The organism is Zymobacter palmae (assembly GCF_003610015.1).
Lineage (GTDB): Bacteria > Pseudomonadota > Gammaproteobacteria > Pseudomonadales > Halomonadaceae > Zymobacter > Zymobacter palmae.
Genome location: NZ_AP018933.1, coordinates 472096 through 484707 on the forward strand (window position 1 = coordinate 472096; position 12612 = coordinate 484707).

The 12612-nt window shown below is 58.6% G+C and carries 13 protein-coding genes; 8 read left to right on the plus strand and 5 right to left on the minus strand.

The features are described from left to right. Positions 1-7 precede the first annotated feature (7 nt). The 5 genes from ZBT109_RS02115 to ZBT109_RS02135 form a co-directional block, all read right to left on the minus strand. The gene (locus ZBT109_RS02115; RefSeq protein ID WP_027704622.1) at positions 8-1324 is read right to left on the minus strand and encodes a sensor histidine kinase; all 1317 of its coding nucleotides are present in this window, start codon (positions 1322-1324) and stop codon (positions 8-10) included. Next, entirely contained in the window at positions 1321-2007 is a 687-nt protein-coding gene (locus ZBT109_RS02120; protein ID WP_027704623.1) for a response regulator transcription factor, read from the minus strand. Before ZBT109_RS02120 ends, ZBT109_RS02115 begins: the two co-directional genes overlap by 4 nt. Before the next feature lie 16 nt (positions 2008-2023). Next, positions 2024-2353, minus strand: coding sequence for a hypothetical protein (locus ZBT109_RS02125; RefSeq protein ID WP_027704624.1), 330 nt, complete (start codon positions 2351-2353; stop codon positions 2024-2026). Positions 2354-2375: 22 nt separating this feature from the next. Beyond that, a complete protein-coding gene (locus tag ZBT109_RS02130) occupies positions 2376-3665 on the minus strand; it encodes an HlyC/CorC family transporter (protein WP_027704625.1) in 1290 nt (429 codons plus the stop codon). A gap of 168 nt (positions 3666-3833) precedes the next feature. Beyond that, positions 3834-4646 carry a cytochrome C assembly family protein gene (locus ZBT109_RS02135; RefSeq protein ID WP_038277700.1) on the minus strand — a complete coding sequence of 271 codons (813 nt, stop codon included), beginning with the start codon at positions 4644-4646 and terminating at the stop codon, positions 3834-3836. A 408-nt stretch (positions 4647-5054) separates the two neighbouring features. Between ZBT109_RS02135 and ffh the strand changes: the two genes are divergently transcribed. From ffh to ZBT109_RS02180, 8 genes are all read left to right on the plus strand, one after another. Next, the gene (gene ffh / locus ZBT109_RS02140; RefSeq protein ID WP_027704627.1) at positions 5055-6443 is read left to right on the plus strand and encodes a signal recognition particle protein; all 1389 of its coding nucleotides are present in this window, start codon (positions 5055-5057) and stop codon (positions 6441-6443) included. Positions 6444-6730: 287 nt separating this feature from the next. Then, positions 6731-6979: a 30S ribosomal protein S16 gene (gene rpsP / locus ZBT109_RS02145; RefSeq protein ID WP_027704628.1), complete on the plus strand. Its 249-nt coding sequence runs from the start codon at positions 6731-6733 to the stop codon at positions 6977-6979. Between the two features lie 80 nt (positions 6980-7059). Continuing rightward, positions 7060-7551 (plus strand): ribosome maturation factor RimM, encoded by a 492-nt coding sequence (gene rimM / locus ZBT109_RS02150; protein WP_051523686.1) that lies wholly within the window; start codon positions 7060-7062, stop codon positions 7549-7551. Between the two features lie 78 nt (positions 7552-7629). After that, positions 7630-8412: a tRNA (guanosine(37)-N1)-methyltransferase TrmD gene (gene trmD / locus ZBT109_RS02155; RefSeq protein ID WP_038277733.1), complete on the plus strand. Its 783-nt coding sequence runs from the start codon at positions 7630-7632 to the stop codon at positions 8410-8412. Between the two features lie 154 nt (positions 8413-8566). Continuing rightward, on the plus strand, positions 8567-8923 hold the full coding sequence (rplS, locus tag ZBT109_RS02160; RefSeq protein ID WP_027704630.1) for a 50S ribosomal protein L19: 357 nt from the start codon (positions 8567-8569) through the stop codon (positions 8921-8923). 518 nt (positions 8924-9441) lie between these two features. Further along, positions 9442-10356 carry a site-specific tyrosine recombinase XerD gene (gene xerD / locus ZBT109_RS02170; RefSeq protein ID WP_051523687.1) on the plus strand — a complete coding sequence of 305 codons (915 nt, stop codon included), beginning with the start codon at positions 9442-9444 and terminating at the stop codon, positions 10354-10356. Positions 10357-10411: 55 nt separating this feature from the next. Beyond that, the gene (locus tag ZBT109_RS02175; protein WP_038277703.1) at positions 10412-11179 is read left to right on the plus strand and encodes a DsbC family protein; all 768 of its coding nucleotides are present in this window, start codon (positions 10412-10414) and stop codon (positions 11177-11179) included. A 59-nt stretch (positions 11180-11238) separates the two neighbouring features. Further along, on the plus strand, positions 11239-12564 hold the full coding sequence (locus tag ZBT109_RS02180; protein ID WP_038277705.1) for a homoserine dehydrogenase: 1326 nt from the start codon (positions 11239-11241) through the stop codon (positions 12562-12564). Positions 12565-12612: the final 48 nt, after the last annotated feature.

The window sequence follows — 12612 nt, forward strand, 5'->3', positions numbered from 1 at the left end:
CGAACTGCTAAGGCCAAGGCAGCGTTAGGATGACGTTCAGGCCATGCCATTCGCTTTCCTCAAGCCTCAGTTCTCCGCCGTGGTAATGCACGATCTGCGCCACGATTCCCAATCCCAGCCCATGCCCTGATACGCGTTCGTCGAGCCGTGTACCGCGTTGCAATACGTCGGCGCGGCGGTCGGGGGCGATGCCGGGACCATCGTCTTCAATGTCGATCTGTAGCGCTTGATCGGTATCGGTGAACGTCATCCGTACGCGTGTAGTGGCCCATTTACCAGCGTTATCCAGCAGATTGCCTAGTACTTCCAGTACGTCTTCGCGGTCCCATGGCATTACCGGGTGAACATCGGGGCGGCTGGTGAAATGGATGTGCGGGTAGAGCGTGCGCAGCGTTTCCATCAGCGGAGGCAGGTCTACGTCCGGTGCAAAGCGAGCAGTATGGTTCTCATCGCGAGTATCTAAGCGGGCCCGTTGCAGTTCGCGCTCGACAAGGCGATGGATGTCATCAAGGCGGTAGCGCAGTTCGTTTTGCAGGCGCGGATGCTCCTTCAACTCCTGGTGTGAAAGCAGCGATTCCATCACCGCCAAGGGTGTCTTCAGCGCATGGCTGAGGTTGGCGATGCCATCCCGCGAGCGCTTGAGTACTTTGTCGATGCGTTCCAGCTGATGGTTGAGTTCGTTAACGACCGGGGCCACTTCGCGTGGCACGGCCGTGGTCAGCTGCATCTGATGGCCAGCATTGAGGCGCATCAGCTCTTCACGCAGTTGCTTGAACGGTCGAAGACTTGAGCGCACCACCATGCGCTGCACCATGACCAGAACAAGGGCCATCAAACCGCCCAGCCCCCACAGGTACAGGCGTATCCAGCCGAGTCGCCGAGTGATGGGGGTGTAATCGAGCGCGGTGGTGATGCGGAACGTGTGGTGGGCATGGTGGAACGTGCCCTGCCAGACCAGCAGTTTCTGATCATTGGGGCCGGCTACCAGCTGATAGCGACGATGGTTACTCAGGTCGGGTGCCGGAAAGTCCCATAACGAGCGGGAGCGCATAGGCGCATCGTTGTCCATCTGGATGGTGTAGTACATCCCTGAGTAGACACGTTGGTAGGCGAAAGCATCGCCTGAGAACTCATCATCGTTAAAATTGGGAGCACTACCGAGTGTCGCCGACATAATGCCTTCGGCTTCGGTTTGTAGGCGGTCATACAGATAGGTTCGGACAGCGTAGTCGAACAGCATCATGCTGCCCTGTGCCAGCAGCAGCATAATCGTCAATGCCGTCAATAGTAGCCCGATGGTCAGGCGACGTGTCAGCGAGATCACGAGGCAGAGCTGTTGCCACCGAAGCGGTAGCCCTGTCCACGCTGAGTCAGGATGATGCCGCGTCCCAGCTTCTGGCGGATATGGTTGATGTGCACTTCCACCACGTTGGGGTTGCGCTCGTGCTCGCTGTCATACAGATGGTCGAGCAGCTGTTCTTTAGGGATGACGTGATCCGGGTGCAGCATCATGTAGCGCAAAATGGCGAACTCGGCACGGGTCAGTTTGATGGGGGCGTCGGTCTCGCTCTCGGTCAGCGTGGCCTGCTGGCCCGCTTCGTCGAGCACAACACCATTGACAGCCAGTTTAGGCGTCGGGCGCTGGCCGTGGCGGCGGCGCACCAGTGCCTGCAGGCGCAGCAGCAGCTCGTCGGGATGGAACGGTTTGGGCAGGTAATCATCGGCCCCCGCGCGCAGCCCGGTGATACGTTCGCTCCAGCTGGAACGAGCGGTCAGAACGAGGATCGGTGTATCGAGGCCCGCTTCGCGCCATTCTTCCAGCAGCTGTAAGCCTGGGCGTCCGGGCAGGCCCAGATCGAGAATGATGGCATCGAACGGCAGTTCGGTGGCCATAGTGGCGGCGTCCCGACCATCCGTGCACCAGTCGACAGCGTAGCCCGCCTGAGTGAACAGGGCATTGAGTTCATCGGCAAGAGGAACGTTGTCCTCGACAAGTAGCACTCGCATGGTTAGCAGTATCCATTCAGTCAGATTCGGGGCGGTCTTTCGCCGTGTGGCAGGCCTCAAGGCTGCGGGCCTGGGCCGTCAGCGCATCGACGCAGATATCTTCTACATAGTGGCCGTCATCCATAAGCTCAAGAAGATAGGCTGGATGCGGTCTGCCTGCATGCAGCGTCGCTTCCAGCAGCTTAAGGCCATGAAGACGATGCTGTTGGTGCAGGCGCTCGACGATGCCCGATAAAGGTAGGATCGCGCCCGCTTGAGTCAGTTCCAATGCGGTATTCTGATCAAATTCCTCGGAATGTGCCAGTGGGGATGTCAGCATCCCTGCCAATCCTACGGCCAGCAGCATGCGCCGGCTTCTTGAGACAACGTTAGCGATGCGCATGTGATGAACGCTGATAGCGGACGTCGGCCGGGTCGAGCTTCCAGCAGCGCGCGCTGACGACAGCGTTGTGCTGAAGGGCGCTGACCTCGAACTGGTAGTTGTCGATGCGCATCGTGATCGGGCCCTGGGGCAGGTTCTCCAGATGTTCGAGCAGCAGGCCATTGAGCGTTCGTGGCCCGTTAAGGGGGAGTTGCCAGCCCAGATGGCGGTTGATATCGCGCAGCAGGGTCGATCCCGCAATGCGGTAACAGCCGCTTTCTTCTTCGAAGATTCCCGCTTGTGATGGCTGCACGTGTGCCGTGAAGTCACCGACAATCTCTTCCAGAATGTCTTCAAGTGAGATTAGCCCTGTCACTTCACCGTATTCATCGACCACGACGCCCAGACGACGCCCGTGCTGTCTGAAGTTTAGCAGCTGGGTGTGAAGTGGCGTGGATTCTGGAATGAAATAGGGGGCACAGATGGCCGCTACGATGGCTGCGCTGAGCTGGGCGGGTTGATTGATAATCTCGGGTACGTTGCGAATATGCAGGATACCCACCACGTTGTTGATCGTACTGCGATAAACAGGCAGACGGGTATGCTGAGTGCGGCGCAGCGCGGCCAGCAGGGTCACATCGTCCCAGTCGAGGTCAATACCGTCGATTTCGTGGCGTGGCACCATGATGTCGTCGACGGTGGACTTGTCGAGGTCGATGATCGACAGCAGCATCGAATGGTTGCGGGCCGGCATCAGGCGTCCGGCATCGCTGACGATGGCACGCAGCTCTTCGGAAGACATAGCTGGTTCTTCGTTCTTGAGCTGGCGCAGGCCGCACAGGCGCAGCAGATAGTTGGAAATCCCGTTGACCATCACGACCAGCGGAAAGCAGCAGGCCAGCAGCGGCGTTAGGATGCGCGAGCACGGCGGCGCGACCTGCTCGGGGCGCAAGGCCGCCCACGTCTTCGGCATGACTTCACCGATGATGAGCATCGCCACGGTCAGGATCGTCGTGGCGATAAGCGCCGCTATGGACGAGTTGGCGAACGTATTCATCGTCATCTGAGTGGTCAGCGACGCAGCGATGTTGCTGACCAGCGTATTGCCGATCAGGATCACGCCCAACAGGCGATCGGGACGTTTGATGAGGGCCAGTACGCGGCGTGCAGATTTGTCGCCGTTACGTGCGCGGTGCATCAGCCGATAGCGGTTGATCGCCATCATGCTGATCTCGGACATCGAGAAAAAAGCACACAGAACAACCAAAACCAGAGTCAGAATTAACGAAAGCGCCATGCCATCCTCGCTAGGTGATCTCGGCGCAGGATACAAAATGGAACAGATAAAGCAATGCGCCGGGACAAAAAGAGCAGAAACCGTGATCCCATTTCTGTGCCGTTGCCGTCAGACATTCTGCGGTTTGCCGCAAGCCCGGGGATCGGCGGGCCTGCCGTTATCGGACGATTATACCGCGGTTGCCGGTGCAGATAGCAGTAGATGGCTGCCGTAATAGGTCAGCAAAAGCAGCACGCTGCCACCGAGGGTCCAGCGCACGGCGCGACGGCCGCGCCAGCCGCGATAGCGGTGTCCCCACAGTAGAGTGCCGAAGATCAGCCAAGTCATCAGTGCCAGCAATGCTTTTGCTGATAGATACAGATCACGCACATGGAAGACGAACAATAAGCCGCTGACGATCGAAAGCGTCAACAGAATCATGCCCATGGTGATCAGGTCGAACAGCACACGTTCCATACGCGTCAGGGCAGGTAGGGCTTCGACAATGCCACGCAGGCGGCGCATCTTAAGCGCGCGTCCTTGAATCGCCAGCAGCAGCGCCTGTAGCGCAGCCAGCCCCAGCAAGGCATAGGCCAGCACCGACGTGATGACATGGGCCAGCTCGCCCGCTGATAGGGGCAGTCCGGCGGGCTGCTTGGGCAGCCCGATCAGTGCCACTAGGCTCAATGCCGACAGCGGAAACAGAATCCCTGTCAGTGCACGCATAGCGCTGTAGCGGCTGAACGCCTTGACGATGAGGCCCATGCACCAGCAGATCAGCGAGGTGAATTCTAATGCGCCGAGTCGCAGCTCTCCGGTGGCGTTGAGCAGCAGATACAGCACGACGGCATGCAGTACGATGGCCACGCCGATAGCGGCCTGTACGAGCGGTGGGCGTTCTATCGAAGGAATCTGGCGCATTAGCACCAGCAGCTGCCAGCCGCCGCTCAGCGCATAGAGCAGGATGGCCAACAGGGCAAGAGGAAGAACTAACGTCGTCATGTCCACAGCCTTGTGAGGCGCCATGCCTGAAAAAGGGCGCTGCCCGTGGCGCCACGGCGAACGGGCGTTCGTGAACCGGGGCTTGTAAGGGGCGGCATGGCGTGATGAGCGAGCAGTATATACCGTCCCACTATAACGGTAATGATGACGTCGCGCACTTCACTGCACCGGATGGATGGAGCAAGACCCCCATCGTGCGTATAATCGACCCCAAGTAAAGGTGAAGCAGGGACGCGCTGCACAGTTCGCGACGCTTCATCATGACCCGATAATCAAGTGACGGCGGCCTCTCAATAGCCGCTGTCACTGTCATGGCGTTCTGCTTGCGACAAGCGGCAGGCCCACGGCAGTCGGGTTCAGGCATCCATTCTTACCCACTGGCGACGTTCGCCAGCGCTGGAGAAGACCATGTTCGAGAGTTTGACCGATCGTCTGTCGCGGACGCTCAGAACTATCACCGGTCAGGCCAGACTGACCGAAGACAACATCAAGGACACGCTGCGCGAAGTCCGCAAGGCCTTGCTTGAAGCTGACGTGGCACTGCCCGTAGTCAAAAGCTTTATCGCACAGGTACGTGAACGCGCTGTCGGCACCGAAGTGTCGAAGAGCCTGTCGCCGGGCCAGCAATTCGTCAAGATCGTCCAGCAGGAGCTGGAAGCGGTCATGGGCGAAGCCAACGTTCCCCTCGAACTGAAGCACAAGCCTGCCATCATCTTGATGGCCGGTCTGCAGGGGGCGGGTAAGACCACCTCTGTGGCCAAGCTGGCCCGCTTCCTGCGTGAGCGCGAGAAGAAGAAAGTGCTGGTGGTGTCCACCGACGTCTATCGCCCGGCCGCCATCGACCAGCTTGAAACGCTGGCGAAGGAAGTGGAAGTTGACTTCTTCCCGTCCACGCCGGATCAGAAACCGGTGGATATCGCTAACGCGGCCATTCAGCACGGTCGGATCCAGTTCCACGATGTCATTCTCGTCGATACGGCAGGTCGCCTGCACGTCGATACCGAGATGATGGATGAGATCAAAGCGCTGCATGCGGCGATCAATCCGGCTGAAACGCTGTTCGTCGTCGATGCGATGACCGGGCAGGACGCCGCCAACACTGCGAAGGCATTCCACGAGGCGCTACCGCTGACCGGTGTCATCCTGACGAAGGCCGACGGTGACGCGCGTGGTGGCGCGGCGCTGTCTGTACGTCAGCTGACCGGTAAGCCGATCAAGTTCATCGGGATGGGTGAGAAAACCGATGCGCTGGAACCGTTCCACCCTGATCGTATCGCTTCCCGTATTTTGGGCATGGGTGACGTACTCAGCCTGATTGAAGACGCCGAACGTACGGTCGACAAGAAGAAAGCAGAGAAGCTCGGCAAGAAGATTCGCAAGGGGCAGGGCTTCGACCTCGAAGACTTCCGTGACCAGCTTCAGCAGCTCAAGAACATGGGCGGCATGAGCAGTCTGCTCGACAAACTGCCGGGCATGGGACAGGTCGCCGACATCGCCAAGAGCGGTGCCGCCGAGAAGGAATTCGCCAAGCTTGAGTCGATGATCAACTCAATGACCCCGGAAGAGCGTCGCAAACCCGAGGTCATCAATGGTTCGCGCAAACGCCGTATCTGTGCGGGTTCGGGTACGCAGATCCCTGAACTCAATCGCCTGCTGAAGCAGCACAAGCAGATGCAGAAGATGATGAAAAAGGTCAGCGGCAAGGGTGGCATGAAGAAAATGATGCGTGGCATGGGCGCATTGATGGGCGGTGGCGGCATGGGTGGCCCGGGTGGAATGGGCGGCTTCATGCGCTGATCAACCCCGTTGTCGATGCGCTTTTCGGGGAAAATGGTTTTCAGGTGTTGTAATTTCCCGTAGAATGCGGCGTCTTCGGAAATGGGCTGTCTCGACTACGATGGCCCATTTTCAGACTTGTCTGGCCGTGGCACGATTCGGCTACGGCAAGATCACGTCGGCAGTGTGCGTGGGGGTAAACCCTCAGGCGTACTATTGGCGTACCCGGCCTTCAGGCCGGCTCGTCGGGAAAGGCTGGCAGGCTGCCTTGTCTTTCCCGGTCAAGGAATCACTGAGAGGCAATAAACATGGTAACCATTCGTCTGGCACGTGGCGGCTCCAAAAAACGCCCGTTCTATCACCTGACTGTGACTGATTCTCGCAACGCTCGCGATGGCAGCTTCATCGAACGCGTTGGTTTCTTCAACCCGATCGCTCGTGGTGCTGAAGAGCGCCTGCGCGTTGATCTGGACCGCGTTGCATTCTGGCAGCAGCAGGGTGCTCAGGTTTCTGATCGCGTTGCAGAACTGGTCAAACAGGCTCGTAAAGCTGCCTGATTCAAGTGCGTCGATCGATAGGTGAGGCAGACGTGAAGGACACCACCAACAGCAAGGCTCCTGCATCGGATAACGTGGTCATGGGTCACCTCATGCGCCCGTACGGTGTGAAGGGATGGCTTTGGGTCTATTCCCATTCCAACCCGATGGAGAGCATCCTCGACTATTCGGAATGGATCATCGAAAAGGGAGGCGTTCGCCGCCCGGTCAAGGTGATTCAAGGCCGTCGTCAGGGCAAGGGCGTGGTCGTCAGTCTCGAAGGCATCACTACTCGTGAACTGGCCGAATCAATGGCCAACGCACAGATCATGCTGCCGACGTCGGCGCTGCCGACGCTCGATCAGGGTGATTACTACTGGTATCAGCTGGAAGGCTTGCAGGTCATCACGCTTGAGGGCGTGGTACTGGGCAAGGTCGATCATCTGTTCGAAACCGGCGCCAACGATGTTCTGGTGGTGACGGGCGGACCAGACGGTCGCGAAAGGCTGCTGCCATATCTGCCGGATGATGTCATTCGTGAGATCGATCTGGAGGCGGGCACCATGCACGTCGACTGGGATCCCGAGTTCTGAGTCATGGCAGACAGTACTGGTAACGACGCCGTAAGTGACGCTTCTAGCGCTCATGACACGGTAAAAGGTGACGCAGCGCTGAAACTGGGCGTGGTATCGCTGTTCCCTGAAATGTTCGATGCACTGACCCAACACGGTGTCAGTGGACGCGCAGTTCGTGAGGGCATCATTGATATCGGGTTCTGGAATCCGCGTGATTACGCCACCGACCGACATCGTACCGTTGACGATCGCCCCTATGGTGGTGGTCCCGGGATGCTGATGAAGGTCGATACACTGCGCGCGGCAATTCGCGATGCGCGTCAGTCGCTGATGTCTGAAGACGGTGTGCCGCCGAAGGTGATCTACCTTTCCCCGCAAGGGCGAGTGCTGGATCATACGGGGGTGCGCGAACTGGCTGATCACGGCCGTCTGGTCGTGGTGGCAGGTCGTTATGAAGGCATCGACGAACGCGTCATTGATGCGGATATCGATGAGCAGTGGTCGATTGGTGATTATGTACTCAGTGGCGGCGAGCTGCCTGCCATGGTGCTGATGGATGCTGTTGCGCGGATGGTGCCCGGTGTACTGGGTCATGCCCAGTCTGCCGAAGAAGACTCGTTTGCTGACGGGCTTCTCGACTGCCCGCATTACACGCGTCCCGAAAGCATCGATGGGCATGGTGTTCCTCCGGTCCTGCTGAGCGGCAATCACCAAGAGATTCGCAAGTGGCGACTCAAGCAGTCACTTGGGCGGACGTGGTGTTATCGCCCCGATCTGCTCGAAGACAGGATGTTGACGAAAGAAGAGCAAACGCTTCTTGATGATTTCATCCGAGAATACGTCGCAAAAGGCGACGGCGGTGTGCAGCCACCCCGGTGAACGGGGGTGACAGGAGCGGGTGTCGCATGTAGGCACCACGACCAAGCGCCAGTGAACAGTATTCTGGCCGCTGCATGTCATCCACATCGATCCCCGCGAAGTTCGTCGGGATCCCGGTCCGAATCAGGATCGGAAGTAGAGAAGGTAGAGAGCAATGAGCAACCGCAATAAAGTGATCCAGGCGATCGAAGCCGAACAGATGGGCAAAGAAATTCCGAGCTTCGGCCCGGGGGACACCGTCGTCGTTCAGGTTAAGGTTGTCGAAGGTACTCGTGAACGTCTGCAGGCGTTCGAAGGCGTTGTCATCGGTAAACGTAACCGTGGTCTGAACTCCGCATTCACCGTTCGTAAGATCTCTCACGGTGTTGGCGTTGAGCGTACCTTCCAGACGTTCAGTAAGCTGGTTGACAGCATCGAACTGAAACGTCGCGGTGACGTTCGTCAGGCTAAACTGTACTACCTCCGTGAGCGTAGCGGTAAGTCTGCACGCATCAAGGAAAAACTGTCCTGATGATGCGCTTGGCTGCCGCATCGTCGGCAGCCACTGCATACCAGAACCCCGCGACGCCTTGGTGCTCGCGGGGTTCTGCGTTTGATGCCCCGAATTTTGGCACGCTCGCCATCCGATTTATCCACACCCCCTCTTCAGCTGAGGGGCTGTGGATGATTCGGCTAGAGGCGATTGCTGCCGCCCTCCGGACGGAGTGTCCGGGGACTGACTAGCGCATCGGCCTTATGCTGTCAGGTCAGATCGCTCAGTTTACGCTGCACGCTGCTGACGGGCAGGATTAGAGGTTCTGCGACCGCCTTGTCGGATCTGTAATGATGCCGCACGTGTGGGAAGAGGGTGATATCACACGGTGTAGGTGGGCTGAGTACAGCGTTTTCCGGCCTTTTATCACGGGCTACCTGTAGTAGGGTTACCAGCGTTGTTATAGTGCTATCGAGTATGGAATTCGGCGTGTGTGAACGCGCACAACGGGAGCGTGTCATATGACAGGATCAGTGTCGGTCGATGATCACCAGCGCATGGCGACGGCTCCGATTGCCCCAGAAGACGATGGTTTGATACAGCAGTGCCTCGATACGCTTTGGCTTGAACGAGGGGCTAGCGAACACACGCTGGCGGCATATGGGCGTGATATGCGCCACTGGGCAGGTTTTCTTGCCGCGTGGTCTGAGCATGGCCTGCTGGACGCTCGACACGACGATGCCGAGACCTTTCTTGAGCGGCGTCAGCAGGCAGGCTATCACCCACGCTCAAGCGCGCGTCTACTGTCAGCGCTGCGTCGCTTCTATCGCTGGGCACAGCTGACTCACTTCATTGATCACGACCCTCTGGCTGAAATAGCACTACCGCGCGTTCGCCCCGGGCTGCCCGAAACGCTAGATGAAGATGAGGTCGAGCGCCTGCTGGCAGCACCTGATGTCGATACGCTGATTGGGCTGCGGGATCGCACCATGCTCGAAGTTCTGTATGCTAGTGGACTGCGTGTCAGCGAGTTGGTATCGCTGCGCACTGATAGCGTCAGCATCCGTCAGGGCATCGTGCGAGTGATAGGTAAAGGGGACAAGGAGCGGCTGGTGCCACTGGGCGAAGAGGCGCTGGACTGGATTGAGCGCTATCTGAAAGAGGCGCGCCCCGGATTGGTGACGGACATTACGGTACCGCCGTTGTTTCCCGGTCGCCACAATGGCTTTATGACGCGGCAGACCTTCTGGTATCGCATTAAGCACTATGCGCAGGTGGCCTGTATTGATAAGCCGCTGTCGCCGCACACGCTGCGTCATGCCTTTGCGACCCATCTGCTCGATCATGGCGCGCATCTGCGCGTCGTACAGGCTCTGCTGGGCCACACTGATCTATCGACCACCCAGATATATACCCACGTTGCACAGCAGCGATTGGAAGCGCTGCATCAGCAGCACCATCCGCGTGGTTAGTCACCGCGGCTGGCAAGGCATTACCTACTCAATGGAAAGGCACCGGAGACGACTCATGCAGATCGGCAAGGACATCCTGACACGCGCAGCGGCAACGCTACTGATTGCCACTGGACTGGGCAGCAGCCTGCTGGCCACCGCGGCTTCTATCCCCGAAGGGCTGAAACAGCTGTCCATCGGCGGTGAAAAGGTCAATGTCACCGCGGTAGAGCCTTCACCCGTCAGCGGGCTGTATCGTGTGCGCCTGGATACGGGCGATGCGTTCTATGCCGATGCCAGTGGCCATTATATGATGACTGGCAATTTGTATGAGAACACCCCCAAAGGGCTACTGAACCTGACGCGTCAGCAGGAAGCGCGTGAGCGCAAGGATATCGTACAGGGCATTCGTGCCGAAGATGCCGTGACCTTCAAGCCTGCAGGAAAAGTGCATGCTGTTATTCGTGTCTTCACTGACAGTACCTGTCCTTACTGCCAGAAGTTGCACGCCGAAGTGGGCGAACTGAACCGGCAGGGTGTCGAAGTTCGCTATCAGATGTTCCCCCGTACAGGGCCCGAATCTGCCAGTGCCCAGACGCTGGCGGCCGTGCTGTGTAGCCGTCAGCCCACTCCAACCGAAGCGTTGTCGGCAGCCATGCGCGGTGAGAAGCTGCGTAACAGTGGCAAGGAGTGCGTGGGCAAGGTTGGTGAACAGTACGCGCTGGGCCTCAAGCTGGGCGTCAAGGGCACGCCCGCCATCTTCCTTGAAAACGGCGAACAGCTGGACGGCTATCTGCCCGCTCCACAGCTAGTGCAAGCGCTGGGTCTGGACTACCAGAACTAACGGCGCACCGTATCGCTTATGATAATGTCATCCATGACCCCCCGTAGCAGGAGACAATAATGCATAAACCTCTCAAGGTAGGGCTCTGTGGTCTTGGTACCGTCGGTAGCGGTACCTTCAATGTGCTCAAGCGCAATGCGCGTGAGATTGAACGCCGCGCAGGGCGTCCCATCGTGGTCGAGCACGTGGGTGCTCGCCGTAACAACCCTGCCTGTGACACCGGTGATGTACGCGTGTCGCGCGATATCTTCGACGTGGCTCGCGATCCCGAAGTTGATGTTGTCGTTGAACTGATCGGTGGCAACACCGTTGCGCGCGAGCTGGTGCTGGAAGCCATCGCTCACGGCAAGCATGTTGTGACGGCCAACAAGGCACTGCTGGCCGAGCAGGGTGACGAGATCTTCCGCGCAGCCGCTGAAAAGGGCGTCATCGTTGCTTACGAAGCTGCCGTTGCCGGTGGTATTCCGATCATCAAAGCGCTGCGTGAAGGGCTGAGCGCCAACCGTATCGAATGGCTGGGCGGCATCATCAACGGTACCGGCAACTTCATCCTGACTCATATGCGTGATGAAGGCCGCTCCTTCGAGGACGTGCTGGCTGAAGCGCAGGCACTGGGCTATGCCGAAGCCGACCCGACGTTCGATGTCGAAGGTATTGATGCTGCGCACAAGCTGACGCTGCTGGCTTCGGCTGCGTTTGGGATTCCGCTGCAGTTCGAGCGGGTCTACACCGAAGGTATTTCTCGCCTGACGCAGGAAGACATCACGCAGGCTGGGCGCATGGGGTATGTCATCAAGCATCTGGGCATTGCGCGCCAGACCGACAAAGGCATTGAGCTGCGCGTACACCCGACGCTGGTGCCAGCTTCTCAGCTGCTGGCCAGCGTTAGCGGCGCACTCAACGCTGTCGAAGTGATGGGCGATGCCGTTGGCCCAACGCTCTACTATGGTGCGGGTGCGGGCGGTGAAGAAACGGCCTCAGCCGTTATTGCCGACCTGATCGACGTTTCCCGCGACATGGCGATGCCTGCCGAATACCGTACCCCCTATCTCGGCTTCAATGCACCGGCTGACGGTGAATCCGTTCCTGTTGTGCTGCCCATGGATGAAGTGGTCTGCAGCTATTACCTGCGCCTTGTCGTGGAAGATCGCCCGGGTGTGCTGGCTGCAATTACGGCTATTCTGGCCGAGAATGCCATCAGCATCGAATCCATGCTGCAATGCGATTGCAGTGAAGGGGCCAATCGCGTCAATATCATTCTACTGACGCATGAAGCCAGCGAAGCGCACATGAATGCGGCCATTGAGCGCCTTGAAGCGCTGGATGACGTCGTGCATCCTGCTAATCGCATTCGCGTTGAGCATTTTGGTCAGGCGCGTCACTGAAGCACCCTGTCAGACGGGCGCTGTAGCGTTCATGAAGAACCCTTTTCG